The following is a 20,391-nucleotide window of genomic DNA, read 5'->3' on the forward strand; positions in this document are numbered from 1 at the left end:
ACCTCGGCGATGACGTCAGGATTGCCCTTGGTCCGACAGACAATTATCGGACAACTACCGGTGACTCACAGCCGCGGTGGGCGGCGTGTCCATTAAACAGAACTGCCCGGCCGTGCGTCGCTTGTTTCGACGACCAGCCGGGCAGCAAGTGAACCTACTTGCGGGCGAAAGCCTGCTTGAGGAGCGTGTCCTGCTCCGCTGCGTGGCGTTTCATGGAACCCGCTGCGGTGGAAGCGGACGCCGGGCGGGAGACCAGGCGCACCCTGCGGTCCAAAGCCTCAGGAAGGTTCAGCCCCATGAACGGCCAAGGACCCTGGTTGGCGGGCTCGTCCTGTGCCCACACCACTTCGGCGTTGGGGTACTTGGCGAGCTCGGCAGCGATCTCTGCGTGGGGCAGCGGATACAGCTGCTCTACGCGGACGATCGCCGTCGTCGAATCTGCCGTCTTCTGCCTGGTGGCCAGGAGATCGTAGTACAGGCGGCCCGAGACCAGCAGCACGCGCTCGACGGCGTCGCCCTGGAGGTTTTCGTGGTCGCTGATAACAGGCCGGAAGGCTCCCGTGGTGAAGTCTTCCACAGCCGATGCCGCACCCTTCAAGCGAAGAAGCTGTTTTGGAGTGAAGATGATCAGCGGCTTGCGCGGCCTGCTGTAGGCCTGGCGGCGCAACAGGTGGAAATGGGACGCCGCCGTGGTGGGGTTGGCCACGATCATGTTTTCTTCGGCACACATCTGCAGGAAGCGCTCGATGCGGGCTGAGGAGTGGTCCGGGCCCTGGCCTTCGTAGCCGTGCGGCAGCATCAGGACGAGCGAAGAACGCTGGCCCCACTTCTGCTCAGCGGACGAAATGAACTCGTCGATCACCGTCTGGGCGCCGTTGACGAAGTCTCCGAACTGAGCCTCCCACAACACCAGCGCATCCGGACGCTCAACCGAGTAGCCGTATTCGAAGCCCATTGCGGCGTATTCCGACAGCAGGGAGTCGTAGATCCACAACTTGGCCTGGCTGTCGGAGAGGTTGCCCAACGGCAGCCATTCGTTGCCGTTAGCCCGGTCATGGAAGACTGCGTGACGCTGTACAAACGTGCCACGGCGGGAGTCTTGGCCGGCCAGGCGGACAGGTACGCCCTCCATGATCAGCGAGCCAAAGGCCGCAATCTCGCCGAATCCCCAGTCGATACCGCCTTCACGGGACATCTGCTCGCGCTTCTCAAGCAACTGCTTGAGCTTTGCATGGACCGTGAAACCCTCGGGAATCTCCAGGTGGGCCTTGCCGATCCGTGCCAGCGTCTCCGGTGAAATCGCCGTCGACGCCGGTGCGTTGGTGCCGAAGTCGGCCTGCTGAGCCTGTGGCCGCTCGATATCGGACACAGCGGCGGAGTCGGCCGTGATGATCGGGATAGGGGATGTTTGCGCTGCATGGGTCTCGGCGAACACGCGCTCGAGGCGTTCCTGGTAGTCGCGGAGCAGCTGCTCGGCTTCTTCCTCGGTGATGTCCCCACGGCCGATGAGCGACTCGGTGTAAAGCTTGCGCACGGACCGCTTGGCTTCGATCAGGTTGTACATCAGCGGCTGGGTCATTGAGGGGTCGTCGCCTTCGTTGTGACCGCGGCGGCGGTAGCACACCATGTCGATGACGACGTCCTTGTGGAACCGCTGGCGGAACTCGTATGCGAGCTGGCCGATCCGGACCACGGCTTCGGGATCGTCACCATTTACGTGGAACACCGGAGCCTGGATCATCTTGGCGACGTCGGTGGAGTACGTGGAGGACCGCGAGGAAGAGGGAGCGGTGGTGAAGCCAACCTGGTTGTTGACCACTACGTGGATGGTTCCACCCGTGCGGTATCCGCGGAGCTGGGACAGGTTGAGGGTTTCAGCCACAACACCCTGGCCGGCGAAGGCAGCGTCACCGTGGATCATGATGGGCAGCACGGGGAATGCTTCACCCTGGTCCAGGCGGTCCTGCTTGGCCCGGACGATGCCTTCCAGCACCGGGTCAACAGCTTCCAGGTGGGACGGGTTGGCGGCGAGGTAGACCTTGGTCTCCTTGCCGTTGTCCGAGGTGAACGTACCCTCGGTGCCCAGGTGGTACTTGACGTCGCCGGAGCCCTGTACGGACCGTGGATCCTGGGTGCCTTCGAATTCGCGGAAGACCTGGGCGTAGGTTTTGCCTGCAATATTCGTCAGCACGTTGAGACGGCCACGGTGGGCCATGCCAATTGCCACTTCGTCCAGCTCGTCGTCAGCGGCATCGGAGATGATGGCATCCAGCAGCGGGATCAGCGATTCGCCGCCTTCCAGCGAGAAGCGCTTCTGGCCAACGAACTTGGTCTGCAGGAAGGTTTCAAAGGCCTCGGCTGCATTCAGCTTCGAAACAATCCGGAGCTGCTCTTCGCGGCTGGGCTTGGAGTAGGGGTGCTCGAGCTGGTCCTGGAACCACTTGCGCTCGGCAGGCTCCTGGATGTGCATGTATTCGATGCCGGTGGTGCGGCAGTAGGCATCCCGGAGAACACCAAGGATGTCGCGGAATTTCAGCTGCGGCTTGCCGCCGAAGCCCCCAGTGGGCCATTCGCGGTCCAGGTCCCAAAGCGTCAGTCCATACGTCAGGACATCGAGGTCAGGGTGCTTGCGCTGCACGTATTCCAGCGGATCCGTGTCTGCCATCAGGTGGCCACGGACGCGGTAGGAGTGGATCAGCTGCTGGATCCTGGCAACCTTGTTGATCTGGTCTGCAGGGTCAATCTGCAGGTCCGGGCTCCAGCGTACGGGCTCGTACGGGATGCGCAGGGCTTCGAAAATCTCGTCGTAGAAGTCCTGGGCGCCGAGCAGGAGGGAGTGGACCAGTTTGAGGAACTCGCCGCTGCCCGCACCCTGGATGACCCGGTGGTCATAGGTGGACGTCAGAGTGAGTACCTTGCTGATGGCGTTCTGGGCGATGATTTTCTCGCTCGCGCCCTGGAACTCGGCAGGGTAGTCGAGGGCGCCAACGCCAATGATGGCCGCCTGGCCCTTGGACAGACGCGGAACCGAGTGGACGGTTCCGATGCCACCGGGGTTGGTCAGTGAAACCGTGGTCCCGGAGTGGTCGTCGGCCGTAAGCTTTCCGGCACGGGCACGCTTGATGAGGTCTTCATAGGTGTGCCAGAACTCCGAGAAGTTCAGGGTCTCAGCCTTCTTGATGTTCGGCACCATAAGAAGGCGGGTGCCGTCGGGCTTGGGCATGTCGATGGCGATGCCGAAGTTCACGTGTGCGGGCTGTACCGCTACGGGCTTGCCGTCCACCTCGTCGTAGTAGACGTTCATCGAGGGGAACTGGGACAGGGCGCGGATTACCGCGTACCCGATCAGGTGCGTGAAGGAGACCTTGCCGCCCCTGGCGCGGGCCAGGTTGGAGTTGATGACCACTCGGTTGTCGATCAGGAGCTTCGCGGGAATGGCGCGGACGCTTGTGGCCGTGGGGACCTCGAGGCTCGTGACCATGTTGGACGCGATTGCCTTGGCCGGGCCCCGCAGAACGGAGACGACGTCTTCCTCCGGTGCGGTGGGAGCCTTGATGTTCTTGGGCAGCTGGGCCGGAATCGGGGCCGAGCCGCTGGTCGCCTCGGGCTTTTTGGAGCCGTCGCGGGCAATCGTCGCGGGAGCCTTCTTCACGGCAGGTGCTGCCGGAGAGGCGGCTTCCGCCTGCTGGTGAGCCTGCTGGGCGGGGGCACCAGGAGCGGATGCAGCCGGCGCCGGTGCCGCTGCAGGGGGCGCTACAACTGGAAGTTCACGGGTTTCGGGGTGGGCCGGAGCATTCGCTCCGGAGGTCCCATTGGTGGAAGAACCTTCACCGGCGTCAAAGGATTCAAACAGAGGCCACCACTTGGCGTCGACCGCGTTTTTGTCCTGTTGGTAACGCTCGTACAGTTCGTCCACGAGCCACTCGTTTCCGCCAAATTCCTCTGGTAGACGGTGGCTAGGCTGCTCTGGCACTTGAAATACGCCTCTTCCATGAGTTTGATTTCCTCTGGTTTGCGACATGCGGCAGCACAACACCACAGCACAACAATCGAACCAGTCTCTGCGTCCTATGAACCCAGACCTCTGCCAGTCTAGTGACGATCATTGGTTAACTGCCAATAAGGGTGATCCAAATCATGAAGTGACGGAACGATTGCTTCACATCCCCTCCAACAGGGCTGCCAAAGCGCTTCCCTCCTCGCCTAGACTCGCACCCGGGATCCCTTTTAGAAGGAGCAACAGTGCGTTTTCTCAATGAGCCCTCTACTGACCTGACCTACTCGGACGTCTTCCTGGTGCCGGCGCGTTCAACGGTCACCTCCAGGCTCGATGTGGACCTTGCCGCCGACGACGGGACAGGCTCCACCATTCCCCTGGTGGCTGCCAACATGACCGCGGTGACCGGGAAGCGGATGGCGGAAACGATGGCAAGGCGCGGGGGATTGGCTGTCCTGCCGCAGGATGTTCCACTGAACGTCCTGCGTGAAGTCACCTCCTGGATCAAAACCCGCCACACGATTTTTGAAACTCCTGTGGTCCTTTCCCCGTCCGCGACTGTCATCGACGCGTTGCACCTGATGGGCAAACGTCCTCATGGGGCAGTGGTGGTAGTCGACGACGGCGGCGGGGTCACCGGGGTTGTCAGGGCAGCCGACTGCGAGGGCCAGGACCGCTTCGCTTCCCTGGCTTCGGTGGCGCGTGCCCAGCCGGTGGTGCTTGACGCGGGGGACTTCCGCGAGGACCGCCAGCATGCCCTGCGCAGCGCCTTCGAGGCCATGGCGGCAGCCGGGACGGACTTCGCACCAGTCCACGACGGCGGTGTGTTGGCAGGCGCGCTGACACGCAAGGGCTCCCTGCGGTCCACCCTTTACCGCCCCTCGCTGGACGGTAAGGACAGACTCAAGGTAGCTGCCGCCGTCGGAATTAATGGGGACGTGGCCGGAAGGGCTGCCGAACTGATTGACGCCGGCGTAGACGTGATTGTCCTTGATACCGCCCATGGCCATCAGGAGAAAATGTTTGATGCCCTGGCCGCCGTTAGGAGTGTGGCGTCCGGCTTGCCATTGGTGGCAGGCAACGTGGTGACTGCTGAGGCCACCCGGGAGCTGCTCGGGGCAGGGGCGGACATTGTGAAGGTAGGGGTTGGACCGGGAGCGATGTGCACTACCAGGATGATGACCGCCGTCGGACGGCCCCAGTTCTCCACAGTCCTCGAATGTGCGGCAGCTGCGCGTGCCGCCGGCGGGCGTATTTGGGCCGACGGCGGTGTCCGGTACCCCCGCGATGTGGCACTGGCGCTCGCCGCGGGAGCCAGCCAGGTGATGATCGGCTCCTGGTTCGCGGGCACGCACGAGAGCCCCGGTGATCTTCAACCCGATGCAAGCGGCAGGCTCTATAAGGAGAGCTTCGGCATGGCGTCGGCAAGGGCTGTCCAGAACCGGAACCAGCGCGAAGGCGCCTTTGAGAAGGACCGGAAGGCGCTTTTCGAGGAAGGCATTTCGACTTCGCGAATGTACCTGGACCCTGTACGGCCTGGAGTTGAGGACCTGCTGGATCTCATCACGGCAGGCCTGAGGAGCTCGATGAGTTATGCCGGCGCAGCCGATCTCGAGGGTTTTCGGGAAAAGGCCGTCGCGGGTATCCAGTCAGCTGCCGGGTACGAGGAAGGACGGCCGGTATCCCAGAGCTGGTGACGGCTGGCGGCGCCGAGCGGGCGGCCGGGGCTCCTGTAGACTGGAATCCTTATGGACAGTAAATCTAGGTGCCGGCCTGGGGGCTGTCAGCGGAGCACGAATCACAGTTCCGCCAACTCCACCCGAAGAGCCGGCAAACCCCGTTCACGCGCCCATCGATCTCCGCTGACTGTGAGTCCTGGCGGAATGCAGGAAACAGGCTCGGCTTCTGCTGACCATCCTCCGCCGGGCAGACACGTCCAGTCCTTCGAGCGCGTACTTCCCCTGCTGAGGTCATCGTCAGTGCCAGTGCCTGATATGGCCCAAAGCATCCCACTCCGTCATGAGGCTGATCGCTGAATGGAGTGGTTACTTCTTATTGCCGGCTTCCTCCTTATCCTCGGCACGGGTTTTTTTGTCGCCGTTGAATTTTCGCTGGTGGCCCTTGACCAGGCGACGGTCCAGCGGGCAGTGGACAGCGGCGACACCGGCGCTGTGCCGCTGCTGAAATGCCTCAAGTCACTGTCCACTCAACTGTCCAGCTGTCAGCTGGGCATCACACTCACCACCCTGCTTACGGGCTACGTGATGGAACCCTCGGTGGGAAGACTCCTTGAGGCTCCCTTGGCGGCGTTGGGTCTCGCCCCTGCCGCAGTCGCGTCATTGTCCCTGGTTTTGGCGATGGCACTTGCCACGCTGCTGTCGATGCTGATCGGCGAGCTGGTCCCGAAGAACATGGCAATAGCGCTGTCTCTTCCGATCGGCAAGGCGTTGGCCCGTCCCCAGCTGGTTTTCACGGCCATTTTCAAACCAGCCATCATTGTGCTGAACGGGTTCTCCAACAGGGTTCTCAATATTTTCGGGCTTGAGGCGAAAGAGGAAATTTCCGGAGCACGAACCCCAGCCGAGCTGGCATCCCTCGTTCGCCGCTCGGCTGACATGGGAACGCTGGATGCCGGAACAGCCAACTTCGTCGCACGGACGTTGAACTTCTCCGGGCGAACCGCTGCCGACGTCATGACTCCCCGCATCCGTGTTGAGACAATTGCGGCCGATCAGCCGGTTACCGACATCCTGGAAGCTGCGCGCCGAACCGGGTACTCGCGATTCCCTGTTATCGGAGATTCCCCGGACGACATCCGCGGCCTTGTCCACGTCAAGAAGGCCATCGCCGTGCCATCATCCCGGCGCAAGAAGCTCGAGGCCGGCGCCATTATGACGGACGTCCTGCGGGTCCCGGAGACCATCCACCTGGACGCGCTGCTTGCTGAGTTGCGCGAAGGAAACATGCAGCTAGCCGTGGTGCTGGATGAATACGGCGGAACCGCCGGCATCGCCACGCTGGAGGACCTGGTGGAAGAGATCGTTGGAGAAGTCTCTGACGAGCACGACAAAGTCAGGCCTGGACTGCTTCAAAGTGCTTCCGGTGACTGGTACTTCCCAGGGCTTTTGCGCCCGGACGAGCTCTCCGAGCAGATCCCGGGGCTCTCTGTCCCGGATGAATCTGCCTATGAAACGGTGGCCGGCTACGTCATGAGCCAACTCGGGCGCATCGCCTCCGTAGGGGACACCGTTGACGTCGACGGCGGGACACTGACAGTGACACGCATGGACGGCCGGCGGATCGACAGGATCTGTTTCAAACCCGGCCCCGTCCGGGATAAGGAACATGCCGCAGGGCAGGGGGGCAAGGCATGAGCGACTGGGCAGGAATCTTTTGGCTCGTTGTGCTGCTCATGGGCAACGCCTTCTTTGTTGCGGCTGAGTTCGCAGTCATGTCGGCCCGGCGCAGCCAGATAGAACCGCTGGCTGAGCAGGGGTCCAGGCGTGCCCAGACCACACTGCGCGCGATGGAAAATGTCTCCCTGATGCTGGCTTGTGCCCAGCTGGGGATCACGGTGTGCTCGCTGCTGATCCTCTTGGTGGCCGAGCCTGCCATCCACCATCTTCTGGCCGAACCGCTGCACGCGCTGGGGGTTCCCGTGGAGGTCGCCGACGTCGGCGCCTTCGCCGTTGCGCTGCTCGCTGTCACTTTCCTCCACGTGACCTTCGGCGAGATGGTCCCGAAGAACATTTCCGTTTCTGTAGCTGACAAGGCTGCTCTGTTGCTTGCACCGCCGCTGATGTTCATTGCCAGTTTGGTCAATCCGGTCATCCGGGTATTGAACTGGGCAGCAAACCACATTCTGAAACTGCTCCGGATTGAGCCCAAAGATGAAGTCACGTCCTCCTTTACCTTGGAGGAGGTCCAGTCGATTGTGCAGGAGTCCACCCGTCACGGTCTCGTAGACGACAATGCGGGCCTTATCACCGGAGCTTTGGAATTCTCCGAATACACTGCGGGCGACATCATGGTGCCCCTGGACAAGCTGGTAATGATGAAGCCCGGCGCCACACCGGTGGACTTCGAGAAAGCTGTCAGCCGGACGGGCTTCTCGCGCTTCCCGATGGTGGACGACGACGGCATGCTGTCGGGCTATCTCCATATCAAGGACGTTCTGTCGATTCCGGAGGCCGGCTACCGGTATCCGATAGCAGAAGGCCGTATCAGGTCTTTGGCAAACCTTTCCGCGGACGATGAGATCGAGAAGGCAATGTCGGTGATGCAACGGACCGGCTCGCATCTGGCCCGCGTGATCGGACCTGACGCACAGACCCAGGGGGTGCTGTTCCTGGAGGATGTGATCGAACAGCTTGTGGGCGAGATCCGGGACGCGACCCAGGCCACCGGGATACGGCGTCTGGGCCAGCAGGAGGGCGGCTAGCTCCTTCCGGGCCGCTTAAGGATTGACCTAAAGGAGCCTAAATAGGAATCATTCCCATTTAGCGTTAGACTTTTCGGGTTGCTAATGCTCCTGATTCTCATCGACAAGATCCGAGGCCTACCTGTGCGTCATTTCGTCCTTCGTCCCTCCCTGGCAGCCGTTGCCGGACTTGGTCTCCTGCTGACCGGATGTGCCGGGGCGCCGTCGAGCGCTCCTTCCCCGTCCGCTGGCGGGACCATCGAGGTCGTCGCTTCAACCAACGTATATGGCGATATCGTCAGCGACATCGGCGGCGACAAAGTCCACGTCACCCCGATCATTACGCGCACCAGCCAGGATCCGCACTCCTACGAGGCAACCACGCAGGACAAGCTGGTCATCTCGAAGGCGCAGGTGGTTGTCCAGAACGGTGGCGGCTACGACGATTTCATCCACAAACTCGCCGAGGACAGCAAGATCGCCGAGGACAACATCATCACGGCAGTCGATGTCTCAGGCCTGGCACCGGAGGGGGAGGGAGCCCATGCCTCCGAAAGCCCGACGGGAACAGCAACTGAGTCCGCTGATAAGCATCAACACGAACACGGAGAGTTCAACGAGCACGTCTGGTACAGCTTTGATGCCATGTCCAAGCTGGCAGACGCCGTTGCCGCCAAGCTTTCAACCATCGATTCCGCGTCTGCCAGCACCTTCCAGGCCAACGCCGAGTCGTTCAAGAAGGAACTCGCCGGGCTGCAGGACAAACTGGCGGCCGTCAAAGCCAGCGCTGACGGGGAGCCGGTAGCTATCACGGAGCCGGTTCCCGGCTACCTGCTGGAATCAGCCGGACTCGTAAACAAGACACCGGAAGAGTACAGCGCTGCTATCGAGGAAGGTACTGACGTCCCGGCGTCGATCCTCCAGGAAGCCAGCGCACTGGTATCTTCGGGTGAGGTCAAGCTCCTTGCGTACAACCTTCAGACTGAGGGACCGCAGACCGAAGTCCTTAAGAAGGCTGCCGAAGGCGCCGGAGTACCTGTGGTTGATTTCAGTGAGACGTTGCCTGACGGCAAGTCCTACCTGCAGTGGATGTCAGATAACGTCGACAACGTTACTAAGGCCATCAACAAGTAGATTCCCGTACGCCCGGCCTGCCTTCCGGCCATCAGCATCGTCAATACGTCCTAAGATAATCAGGACAGAGTCACCGCGTGCAGTGCCCGTTGAGTGCCCATCTGGCCAGTTACAGGCTTTGATCCATAGCGGAACCAGACTCACCCTGAATTGAGGAACAGACACGTTGAAACCGGTAGTGAGTCTGCGCGGCGCCTCCCTTGCCTTTGGAAAAAGGACGCTGTGGGAGAACCTCGACCTCGATATCAAGCCCGGCGAGTTCTTTGCTGTCCTCGGGCCCAACGGGAGCGGAAAGACCAGCTTCCTCAAGGTCTTGCTCGGACTGCAGCAGCTTCACTCGGGGACTGCCACGCTGGGTGGCCATCCTGTGGAGCGCGGGAGCCGGATGATCGGGTACATCCCGCAACAGAAGTCCTTCGCACCGGATACACCCCTTCGGGCACGGGACCTGGTGGGGCTCGGTGTGGATGGGGACCGGTGGGGAGTGCGCCTCGGGGCAGCGAAGGTCAACCGCAGGATTGATCAGCTGCTGGCCCAGGTAGGAGCCTCGGACTACGCCAATGTGCCCGTCGGACAATTGTCGGGCGGGGAGCAACAGCGGCTGAGGGTGGCCCAGGCGCTCGCCACCGAGCCCCGGGTGCTGCTGTGCGATGAGCCGCTGCTTTCGCTGGACCTGCATCATCAGCAGGCGGTGAGCTCGCTGATCAATGACCAGTGCCACGAGCAGGAGAGCGCCGTGGTGTTTGTCACGCACGAAATAAACCCCATTATCGATTACGTGGACAGGGTCCTCTACTTGGCTGGCGGACAGTTCAGGGTGGGTACCCCCCACGAAGTGATGACTACCGAAGTGCTTTCAGAGCTTTATGACAGCCACGTGGAAGTCATGCACCTGAATGGCAGGATCGTCGTGGTGGGGCTCCCGGATGCCACCACCCACCACCACGATGAACATTCGCTGGCCGGAGAGGGGGTCTGAATGGACTTCCAGGAATTTCTGCGTTCGGTTTTCAACTTCGACAATTACGGCGAGCTGCTCGCGCTGGTGCAGAACTCTATTTGGGCCGGTGCGGTCCTTGGACTGCTTGGCGGCCTGGTCGGAACCTTCGTGATGAAACGGGATCTGGCTTTCGCCGTTCACGGTATTTCCGAGTTGTCCTTCGCCGGTGCAGCGTTTGCCTTGTTAATAGGTGCGGACATCGTTTTCGGATCCCTCATCGGGTCAGTGGCTGCGGCATTGCTGCTGGGCCTGATGGGAGTCAGGGCGCGGGACAAGAACTCCATCATTGGCGTTATCATGCCCTTCGGGCTGGGGCTCGGAATTCTCTTCCTGGCACTCTACGAAGGCAGGGCCGCCAACAAATTCGGCCTGCTGACGGGCCAGATTGTCTCCGTCGATACCGTGCAGCTGCAGGCTCTGGCAGGCACCGCCGCCGTTGTGATGGTGGCCCTGGTGCTGATCTGGCGGCCTCTGACCTTTGCCAGCGTGGATCCGGAACTTGCTGAAGCGCGCGGTGTTCCAGTGCGTGGACTCGCCATAGCCTTTATGGTCCTGCTGGGAGTCAGTGTTGCCCTGTCCATCCAAGTAGTCGGGGCGCTGCTCGTACTGGCCCTCCTCATTACCCCTGCTGCCGCAGCCCTCCGCGTGACGTCGTCGCCACGGATGGTCGTCATCCTCAGCGTGGCGTTCGCTGTCACTGCGACGGTGGGCGGCATCCTGCTGGCCCTGGGCGGGAGGATTCCAATCAGCCCCTACGTGACCACGTTGTCGTTCCTGATCTATGTGGCCTGCCGGATCATTGGCGGAGTGCGCTCCCGGCGTGGGCTGATTGGGCGCCGGGTGCAGTCAAGCCCGGCACGTGCAGCTTCCCTGCAGGCTTAGTTAGCAGAGCCCGTCTGGGCCTTGCCCTTTGCCTTCGCGGCCGAGCAATCAGGGCACAGACCGTAGATTTCCAAGGTATGGGCCACTTCGGTGAACCCGTGCTCCTTGGCAGTCTGCGCCGCCCACGTCTCAACGGCGGGCGCCTCGATCTCCACAGCCTTGCCGCAGTTCCGGCAGAGCAGGTGATGGTGGTGCTCAGTGACGGCGCACCGCCGATACACGGCTTCCCCATCGCCGCTGCGCAGCACATCCACCAGCCCCTCGTCAGCAAGCGATTGCAGAATCCGGTATGCCGTGGCCAATGAAACCGAGGTTCCCTGATTCTGCAGGATGCGGTAGAGCTCCTGCGTGCTGACGAAGTCGTTGAGCTGATCCAGAGCGGCGCTGACCGCGAGGCGCTGCTTCGTCACCCGCTGTTCTTTTCCAGCTGTGGCGCCCTGTGGCATGGGTTGAACTCGCTTCCCTCAAGGGATGGTGGCAAAGTTCAAGATTACCAGCCACGGGTTCGTGGACAGGGCGATATCAAATATCTAGGCTGACCGGATGAAGCTGACGAAATACTCCCACGCCTGTGTCCGCCTCGAGAAGGACGGACTGGCCCTGGTTCTTGATCCCGGAACCTACTCTGAATCGCAACAGGCTTTGGAGGGCGCTCATGCCGTGCTTATCACCCACGAGCACCCGGACCACATAGATGTTCCGGCGGTGGCAGCTGCACTCAGCGAGAATGATTCACTGCAGTTGCACGCGCCTGCGGGTGTGGCGGCCCGGCTGCGCGAGGAGGCTCCGGCTGCGGGATCACGGATTCACACGGCCGAACCCGGCACCAGTTTCCGTGCAGCAGGTTTTGATATCAAAACGTTCGGCGGTCAACATGCGCTCATCCATCCGCAGATCCCCATCGTCGCTAATGTCGGTTACCTCATCGATTCCAACGTCTACCATCCCGGCGATTCGTTCATCATCCCGGATGGGGTGAGCGTTGGGACACTGCTCGTTCCGATTCACGCGCCCTGGAGCAAGATCGGGGAAGTGGTGGATTTTGTGGTGGGCGTCCGGGCTCCCAAAGCTTTTCCGGTCCATGACGCGCTCCTCAGCGAAACAGGCCTCGGAGTCGTGGAGGGGCATGTGAAGCGCATTGGGGCCAAGTACGGCACCGAGTACGTTCATCTGGCAAGCGGCGAGTCCGTTGAGGTGTAGCCCTTCCGGTGGCCCGGAAATAGTGGCTCCGGTTAACCGCTCCAAATTCCGGAATCGAAGAATTTCCGAAGAGTGGTTTCATACGGAGCCGGGTCAAGCCCTTGCATAGCCAACCACTCCGGATTGTAGTAGCTGCCTGCATAGCGGTCACCGCCGTCGCACATTAATGACACAACACTGCCGGTGCGGCCTTCCTGGACCATGGCTGCGATGAGTTGCCATACACCCCAGAGGTTGGTGCCCGTAGAAGGGCCGGCATGCAGCCCTGCGAGCCCGTGCAGGTGGCGCATGGCGGCGACGGACGCGGAGTCCGGCACCTGGATCATGTGATCGATGACGCCGGGAACGAAGCTCGGTTCCATGCGGGGCCGCCCGATCCCTTCGATTCGGGAGGGGAGGCCCGTTGCCGTCTCGCCTGCGCTGTCGCGCCAAGCCGGGTAGAAGGCGGAGTTCTCGGGGTCCACCACGGCCAGGCGGGTCCCGTAACAGTGATAGCGGAGATACCGGCCGATTGTGGCGCTGGTACCGCCCGTTCCTGCTCCCACCACAATCCAGGCTGGGATGGGATGCTCCTCGAGAGCCAGCTGGCCGAATATCGACTCGGCAATGTTGTTGTTGCCGCGCCAGTCCGTGGCACGCTCGGCATACGTGAACTGGTCCATGTAGTGGCCCTTGGCGGTGTGAGCCACTTCGGCGGCCGTTGCATAGACTTCGGAGGCGTGGTCCACGAGGAGGCAGGACCCGCCAAATTGTTCGATGAGGGATATCTTCTCCGGACTTGTTGTCCGGGCCATCACTGCAATGAAGGGAAGTCCCAGCAGCTGGGCGAAGTACGCCTCGGAGACCGCCGTGCTGCCGCTTGAAGCCTCGACGATGGTGGTGTCTTCCTTGATCCAGCCGTTGACCAGGCCGAACAGGAAAAGGGACCGGGCCAACCGGTGCTTGAGGCTCCCGGACCTGTGAGTGGATTCATCCTTGAGGTACAACTGGACGCCCCAGTGCTCCGGCAGGGGCACAGAATAGAGGTGGGTGTCGGCAGACCGGTTGTTCTCGGCGTTGATCCGCCGGACGGCTTCATCTGCCCACGTTCGATCCAGGCTGCGCGGTTGTTTCACTGCTCCAGCCTACCGGGGCCGCGATGTGGCCCTGCGGTTAGAGTGGGTTGGCTGATACGTGATTCTGAACTCGCGATTCTGAACTAAGGAGATTCTATGAACACGCTGGTGGACGTGTCCTGGCTGAAGGAGCGGATGACCGCCAGCGGCCCCGTTGTGCTGCTGGATGCGCGGTGGGCGCTGGGCGATCCGCACGGCCACGAACACTACCTCGAGGAGCACATCCCCGGTGCGCTGTATGTGGATCTGCCCACCCAGCTGGCCGCCGCTGCTGATCCCCGGCGAGGACGCCACCCTCTCCCTTCATTGACCCGGTTCCAGGAGTCCGCGCGGAGTTGGGGTATCCGGAACAATGACGTTGTGGTTGCCTATGACGACAGCGGGAACATGGCCGCGGCCAGGCTCTGGTGGTTGCTCAGGTACGCCGGCTTTCCAAGCGTCTTCCTGCTCGACGGCGGCCTGGCGGCATGGAAGGAGGCAGGGTTCCCTGTCGAAGAGGGAGACAGGAAGGCCGCGCCCGGCGATGTCACTCTGGCAGAGGGTGCCATGCCTGTCATTGACGCGGCTGAGGCTTCCCGCTGGCACCAGTCCGGGGTCCTGCTGGACGCCCGTGCAGGGGAGCGGTACCGGGGTGAGTTCGAGCCCGTAGACCCTCGGGCGGGCCACATTCCCGGTGCGGTAAGTGCACCGGCCACTAGGAATCTCGACGACGACGGGCGTTTCCTTCCCGCTGCGGAGCTCAAGGAACGCTTTGCCGGCCTTGGCGTCGGGCCGGGGTCATCTGTCGCAGTCTATTGCGGCTCAGGCGTTACAGCGGCCCATGAGGTAGCCGCCCTCGAGATTGCCGGGATCACAGCCGCACTCTTTCCCGGCTCATTTTCTGAATGGTCCAACAATTCCGACAACAAAGTAGCGACCGGCCCTGAACCAGGCGGGACGGCCGAAAGTCCTGCTGTTTGATGACCATTGTGTTGCCCGGTGATTGGAAATTCTGCCGGTGCCGGGAGTAGCGTCACACTATGACCCCAGGACGCCCCTCCCCGCCGCCCTTCGCCAAGCCGTTGCCACCTCTTGTTCCTTCCGCTTCTTCGGCGGATGCCCGGTTGGCCGCCGGTTATGGCGCCCGCTCCAGTGACGGAGGCCTCGTCCCGCTGACGGTCTCCCGGCGCGCACCCGGGGAAGACGACGTCGAAATTGCCATCGAGTTTTGTGGCCTGTGCCATTCGGATGTCCACGCGACGAGGGGCGAGTGGAGTGCGCCCAAGTATCCACTGATTCCGGGCCACGAGATCGTGGGACGCATCAGCGGCGTGGGATCCGCCGTCGACGACTTCTCCATTGGGGACCTGGTGGGCGTCGGGTGCATGGTGGATTCCTGCCGTGAGTGCGAGAGCTGCCTCGACGGATTCGAACAGTACTGCGAGAAGGGCCCGGTGGGCACCTACGGCGCCATCGATCCACGGAACCCAGGCGGAATCACCCAGGGCGGATACTCATCCTCGGTAGTGGTAGACCGACGCTATGTGTTGAGAGTGCCGGAGAATCTTGACCCGGCCGCCGTCGCTCCGCTCCTCTGCGCCGGGATCACTACGTACTCGCCGCTGCGGCACTTCGATGTCGAGGAAGGCGATGTCGTTGGGGTCGTGGGCCTCGGCGGACTCGGGCACATGGCCGTCAAGCTCGCCAAGGCTATGGGAGCCCAAGTAAAGGTCTTCACCACTTCCGAAGCCAAGGTTGCGGCGGCCAAGGAGTTGGGGGCAGACGAGGTCATTCTGTCGCGGGACGAAAACGCCATGAAGTCGGCCGCCGGCAGCATCGACGTCATCATCGATACGGTTGCCGCACCACACGGCCTCGGCCCGTACTTCCGGACCCTGCGTCTTGAAGGCGCGCTGTTCCAGCTGGGTTTGCCCTCTGATCCCATGCCGCCGGTCAATCCCTGGCATCTGATCCGCCGCCGCATCGCGTACTCCGGTTCCTATATCGGTGGCATTGCCGAGACCCAGGAGATGCTGGACTTTTGTTCAGAGCACGGCGTTGTGTCCGACGTCGAAATCGTTTCAGCCCAACAACTCAACGAAGCATATGAGCGGATGGTGGCCGGTGACGTCAAGTACCGCTTCGTCCTGGACAACAAGACCCTCCCGGCTCCGGCAGCAAAGGCAGACGCATGAGCAGCATATTCACCAAAATCATCAACGGCGAGATTCCCGGGCGTTTCGTCTGGCGTGACGAGAACGTGGTTGCCTTCCTGACCATGGGTCCGCTCGCCGACGGCCACACCCTGGTTGTCCCCATTGAAGAGGTGGACCGCTGGACCGATGCGAGTCCGGAGATTCTTTCCCGGACCATGGAGGTGGCGCGGAAAATCGGTGCGGCCCAAGTCGAGGTCTTCGGATCGGCCCGGGCGGGGCTACTGATCGCGGGCTACGAAGTCCATCACATGCATGTGCACGTGTGGCCTTCGAACTCGATGGCGGATTACGATTTCGGGTCGGTGGATCAAAACCCGGATCCTGCCCAACTGGACGCCAACGCGGAAAAACTTCGTGAGTGCTTGCGGGCCGCCGGATACTCCGGGAATGTTCCCGAATCCTAAGCCGGCGCCAGCGCCTTGTTCAGCACGGCGCGGATCCTTTTCTCAGACACTGAATAGGCCGTGCCGAGTTCGACGGCGAAGAGGCTGACGCGCAGCTCTTCGATCATCCAGCGCACGCGGGTGAGTTCTTCCCCGGCGCGTCGCCCCGGCAGCAAAGCCGAGACGGCGTCGTCGTAGTCGTCTTCGAGTCCTTGGATCACGCTCATATTTAACGCATCGCGCTGGACGTTACCTGGAAGCTTCTCCAGGCGCTTCTCGATCGCGGCCAGGTACCGCGGCAGCTGGCTGAGCTGGGCGTAGCCCGTTTTTGCCACGAAACCCGGGTAGACCAGTTGCTCGAGTTGGCTCCTGATGTCGTTGAGCGAACTGATCAACGCCAGGCTGGTGGTGCCCTTCAACTGCTTTCTGATCCGGCTGGTGCTGGACAGGATGCGCTCCACGATGGCGGTGACGTTGAACACGGTATCGATCAGCTCCGCCCGCACCTGCTCGTAGAGAGACCTGAACAATGCTTCGTCCCAGGGCAAGTCCGCCGGGGTCAGCTTGTCAATCGCGGCCAGCGCGCAGTCGGCGATGAGCGCTGAGACCGAACCATGGGGATTCTGGCTGAACGTTAACTTTTCCGTGTTGCTCAAGTGTTCAAGGACGTAGCGGTCAGGGGAGGGAACTTTCAACGCGAGGAGACGAATTACGCCGCCCCGCATGGCTTCCCGCTGCTCGGATTCAGTCTGGAACACCTTCAGCGCCACTGACGTCCCCTCGTCCACCAACGCGGGATAGCCAGTGACGGTGTGACCGTTGACGGTGCCTTTAACCTCCCGCGGCAGGGTCCCGATAGTCCAGTCCGTGAGGCCTGACTGTTCGGCTATGCCCTGCCTGCTTCCATCAAGGCCGGAGGTACCCTTGCCGGACCCGCCCTTGCCATTGGCGGACGCCCCGGTTGCTGCCCCCTTCGACGTAGCGTTGGCGGAACGGGATGGGCTTGCGCCACTTCGAGGCGCCGTCGTACCGGGCGTCGCGCCCAGGGATTCGGCGATGGCACGGCGCGTTGCGGGGGCGAGGCGCTCCTGCAGGACCTTGAGGTCCTTTCCCTCGTCGAGTACCTTGCCGTGCGAATCCACCACGCGGAAGCTCACCCGAAGGTGTGATGGAATGGCGTCCCAGTTCCAGGATCCCGGGGGAATAACCTGGCCCCGGATGCGCCGGAGAGCCAACTCCAGCGAGGGCTCAAGCTCATCCTCAGCGGGATCGAAGTCTCGCTCCAGTGCGGCGACGGCCTGCCGTGCGACGTCCGGTGCGGGAACAAAGTTTTTGCGGATGTTCTTTGGCAGGGACTTGATGAGCGCCGTCACGAGTTCAACGCGCTGGCCGGGAATGAGCCAGCGGAAGGGCGCGTCATCGAGTTGGTTAAGGAAGAGGACAGGAACTTCGGCCGTTACGCCGTCTGAAGGATTGGGAGGGGAGCCCGGAGCGACCGGATGGAATTCGTAACTGAGCGGAAGCTCAAAGCCCTTGTGCTGCAGACTCTTCGGGTACGCGGATTCATCCAGGGCATCGGCGCCCTCGCTGATGAGCAGCGATTGGTCGAAGTCCAGCAGTTGAGGATCCTGCTGTCTGGCGTCCTTCCACCATTTATCGAAGTGGCGCTCGGACACCACCTCCTTGCCGATCCGGGCGTCATAGAACTCGAACAGTGTCTCGTCGTCGACCAGGATGTCCCGCCGACGCATCCGCGCCTCCAGCTCCTCGACTTCCTGGAGGAGCGCCCTGTTCCGGTGGAAGAACTTGTGATGGGTCTGCCAATCACCCTCCACCAGGGCATGGCGGATAAACAGTTCGCGGGACAGCTCCGGATCCACCCGGCCGTAGTTGATGCGCCGGCTGGGAATGATGGGCACGCCGTACAGGGTTACCTTTTCATGGGCCATCACCGCGCCCATCTTCTTGGACCAATGCGGCTCGCTGTAGCTTCGCTTTACCAGATCCGGCGCTACCTGCTCGGCCCAGAGCGGATCAAATTTGGCAGCCACCCTTGCCCAAAGGCGGCTTGTCTCAACCAGTTCGGCGGCCATTACAAACGTTGGCGACTTCTTGAACAGCGCTGATCCGGGGAAGATAGCGAAGCGGCTCCCGCGGGCACCGCCATATTCGCGTTTGCGTTCGTCCAGGATGCCGATGTGGCTGAGCAGACCGGACAGCAGGCTGATGTGGATGCCCTCATGGTTGCCGACGGGATCGGCCAGCCGCTTGTTGTCCAAGGTGATTCCCAAGGGCCTTGCGAGCTGGCGGAGCTGGGCGAACAGATCCTGCCATTCCCGGACGCGGAGGTAGTTGATGAACTCCGTCCGGCACAGCCGGCGGAACTGGGTGGAGGAAAGTTCCTGCTGCTTTTCCTGAAGGTAGTTCCATAAGTTCAGGAAGCCCGTGAAATCGGAGTTTTCGTCCCGGAAACGGGCATGCTTCTCAGCCGCCAGTTGCTGCTTGTCGGTAGGGCGCTCGCGGGGATCCTGGATGGTCAGGGCCGCAGCGAGGATCATCACCTCACGGACGCAACCCCGCTTGCCTGCCTCGACGATCATGCGCCCCAGCCGCGGATCCACCGGAAGTTGCGCCAGCTTCTGCCCGACGGCGGTCAGTCCGCCACCAGTCCGGCCGCGGCTGCCACGGCCGGCATCGCCCTCGCCATCGCGGCCCTTTCCACTGTTGGCGGCAGGGCCTGTGGTCACGACAGGGTTAAGGGCGCCGAGCTCGCGGAGGAGGGTGACGCCGTCGTTGATGGCGCGCGAGTCCGGCGGTTCCACGAACGGGAAGCTCTCGACATCCTTGGGTCCGCGGGCCACTCCCATGGCGGTCATCTGGAGGATGACCGCGGCGAGGTTGGTGCGCAGGATTTCCGGGTCGGTGAACAGTGGCCTGGATTCGAAGTCTTCCTCGGAATAAAGCCGGATAGCGATGCCGTCGGAGACACGGCCACACCGGCCGGAGCGCTGGTTCGCGGATGCCTGCGAGACGCGCTCGATCGGAAGGCGCTGGACCTTCGTCCGGTGTGAGTATCGGGAGATACGGGCCGTTCCGGTGTCTATGACGTATTTGATCCCGGGTACCGTCAGGGAAGTCTCGGCAACGTTGGTGGCAAGGACGATGCGTCGTTTGCTGCCGGGATGGAAAACCTTGTGCTGCTCCTGCAGGCTCAGCCTTGCGAACAGCGGGAGAACTTCAGTCCCTGCCAGCCGCCGGTTCCCTTGGATCCTGGCGTTGAGGGCTTCGGCTGCGTCACGGATCTCGCGCTCGCCGGAGAAGAAGATCAGGATGTCGCCGGGCGCCTCTGCAGCCAGCTCGTCGACGGCATCGCACACGGCATCCAGCGGATCACGGTCTTCCTCGAGTGCGTCATCCGAGGTGTCTTCTTCCGATTCCTGCCCTGCAGGTTGGGACAACGGCCGGTATCGGATTTCGACCGGGAAGGTCCGTCCGGATACCTCGATAATGGGGGAGGGCGCCTCATCTGTGCCAAAGTGCTTCGCAAAGCGCTCAGGATCAATGGTGGCTGAAGTGATGATGATCTTCAGCTCAGGCCGTTGCGGAAGAATCCTTTTGAGGTAGCCCAGGATGAAGTCGATGTTGAGGCTGCGCTCGTGGGCCTCGTCGATGATGATGGCGTTGTACTTGCGCAGCAGCTTGTCCCGCTGGATTTCAGCGAGCAGGATCCCATCGGTCATAAGCTTGACCTTCGTGGACCTGCTCACCTCGCCGGTAAAGCGGACCTGGAAGCCCACCTCCTGGCCTATTTCTACGCCAAGCTCCTCGGCGATGCGTTCAGCAACGGTGCGGGCGGCCAGCCGCCTCGGCTGAGTGTGGCCTATCAGGCCGTTCTCCCCGAGTCCCAGCTCAAGGCACATCTTGGGAATCTGGGTGGTTTTTCCGGAGCCGGTCTCGCCGGCGATGATGGTTACCTGATTCGCGGCGATGGCCGCCATCAGGTCCTCGCGGCGCTCGGATACCGGCAGCTCGGCGGGGTAGGAGATATGAAAAGTCATGGCTGGA

Annotated in this window: 14 protein-coding genes; 10 read left to right on the forward strand and 4 right to left on the reverse strand. The window is 62.1% G+C overall.

Translation table 11 applies throughout. The features are described 5' to 3' along the window. Positions 1-154 precede the first annotated feature (154 nt). Positions 155-3,973, reverse strand: coding sequence for a multifunctional oxoglutarate decarboxylase/oxoglutarate dehydrogenase thiamine pyrophosphate-binding subunit/dihydrolipoyllysine-residue succinyltransferase subunit (locus M1E05_RS08150; protein WP_461164966.1), 3,819 nt, complete (start codon positions 3,971-3,973; stop codon positions 155-157). A 269-nt stretch (positions 3,974-4,242) separates the two neighbouring features. On the opposite strand from M1E05_RS08150, the gene M1E05_RS08155 reads away from it, so the two are divergent. From M1E05_RS08155 to M1E05_RS08180, 6 genes are all read left to right on the forward strand, one after another. Continuing rightward, complete coding sequence (locus M1E05_RS08155; RefSeq protein WP_461164967.1) at positions 4,243-5,694, forward strand: GuaB1 family IMP dehydrogenase-related protein; 1,452 nt, start codon at positions 4,243-4,245, stop codon at positions 5,692-5,694. 339 nt (positions 5,695-6,033) lie between these two features. After that, a complete protein-coding gene (locus tag M1E05_RS08160) occupies positions 6,034-7,371 on the forward strand; it encodes a hemolysin family protein (RefSeq protein ID WP_458111362.1) in 1,338 nt (445 codons plus the stop codon). Continuing rightward, on the forward strand, positions 7,368-8,438 hold the full coding sequence (locus M1E05_RS08165; RefSeq protein ID WP_458111361.1) for a hemolysin family protein: 1,071 nt from the start codon (positions 7,368-7,370) through the stop codon (positions 8,436-8,438). Before M1E05_RS08160 ends, M1E05_RS08165 begins: the two co-directional genes overlap by 4 nt. Before the next feature lie 84 nt (positions 8,439-8,522). Then, positions 8,523-9,551 (forward strand): metal ABC transporter solute-binding protein, Zn/Mn family, encoded by a 1,029-nt coding sequence (locus tag M1E05_RS08170; protein ID WP_461165213.1) that lies wholly within the window; start codon positions 8,523-8,525, stop codon positions 9,549-9,551. 166 nt (positions 9,552-9,717) lie between these two features. Next, positions 9,718-10,530 carry a metal ABC transporter ATP-binding protein gene (locus M1E05_RS08175; protein ID WP_309106506.1) on the forward strand — a complete coding sequence of 271 codons (813 nt, stop codon included), beginning with the start codon at positions 9,718-9,720 and terminating at the stop codon, positions 10,528-10,530. After that, complete coding sequence (locus M1E05_RS08180) at positions 10,531-11,433, forward strand: metal ABC transporter permease (RefSeq protein ID WP_458111359.1); 903 nt, start codon at positions 10,531-10,533, stop codon at positions 11,431-11,433. It begins immediately after the preceding gene. On the opposite strand, the gene M1E05_RS08185 is transcribed toward M1E05_RS08180, so the two are convergent. Further along, positions 11,430-11,879 carry a Fur family transcriptional regulator gene (locus M1E05_RS08185; protein ID WP_309106508.1) on the reverse strand — a complete coding sequence of 150 codons (450 nt, stop codon included), beginning with the start codon at positions 11,877-11,879 and terminating at the stop codon, positions 11,430-11,432. The two genes, M1E05_RS08180 and M1E05_RS08185, sit on opposite strands and share 4 nt — an antisense overlap. A gap of 97 nt (positions 11,880-11,976) precedes the next feature. Here M1E05_RS08185 and M1E05_RS08190 point away from each other — a divergent pair, with 97 nt between their 5' ends. Beyond that, positions 11,977-12,633, forward strand: coding sequence for an MBL fold metallo-hydrolase (locus tag M1E05_RS08190; protein ID WP_461164968.1), 657 nt, complete (start codon positions 11,977-11,979; stop codon positions 12,631-12,633). A 32-nt stretch (positions 12,634-12,665) separates the two neighbouring features. Here the strand turns inward: M1E05_RS08190 and M1E05_RS08195 are convergent, their stop codons facing one another. Next, entirely contained in the window at positions 12,666-13,748 is a 1,083-nt protein-coding gene (locus M1E05_RS08195; protein ID WP_458111357.1) for a PLP-dependent cysteine synthase family protein, read from the reverse strand. 96 nt (positions 13,749-13,844) lie between these two features. Here M1E05_RS08195 and M1E05_RS08200 point away from each other — a divergent pair, with 96 nt between their 5' ends. Genes M1E05_RS08200 through M1E05_RS08210 form a run of 3 tightly spaced genes read left to right on the forward strand, consistent with a single transcriptional unit; the run spans position 13,845 to position 16,347 of the window. Then, positions 13,845-14,708 (forward strand): sulfurtransferase, encoded by an 864-nt coding sequence (locus tag M1E05_RS08200; RefSeq protein ID WP_461164969.1) that lies wholly within the window; start codon positions 13,845-13,847, stop codon positions 14,706-14,708. Between the two features lie 59 nt (positions 14,709-14,767). After that, a complete protein-coding gene (locus M1E05_RS08205) occupies positions 14,768-15,922 on the forward strand; it encodes an NAD(P)-dependent alcohol dehydrogenase (protein WP_458111355.1) in 1,155 nt (384 codons plus the stop codon). Continuing rightward, positions 15,919-16,347: an HIT family protein gene (locus M1E05_RS08210; protein ID WP_458111354.1), complete on the forward strand. Its 429-nt coding sequence runs from the start codon at positions 15,919-15,921 to the stop codon at positions 16,345-16,347. Before M1E05_RS08205 ends, M1E05_RS08210 begins: the two co-directional genes overlap by 4 nt. Here M1E05_RS08210 and hrpA read toward each other — a convergent pair. Next, positions 16,344-20,384 (reverse strand): ATP-dependent RNA helicase HrpA, encoded by a 4,041-nt coding sequence (gene hrpA / locus M1E05_RS08215; protein WP_461164970.1) that lies wholly within the window; start codon positions 20,382-20,384, stop codon positions 16,344-16,346. The two genes, M1E05_RS08210 and hrpA, sit on opposite strands and share 4 nt — an antisense overlap. Positions 20,385-20,391: the final 7 nt, after the last annotated feature.

This window comes from Arthrobacter sp. R4-81 (assembly GCF_054792365.1).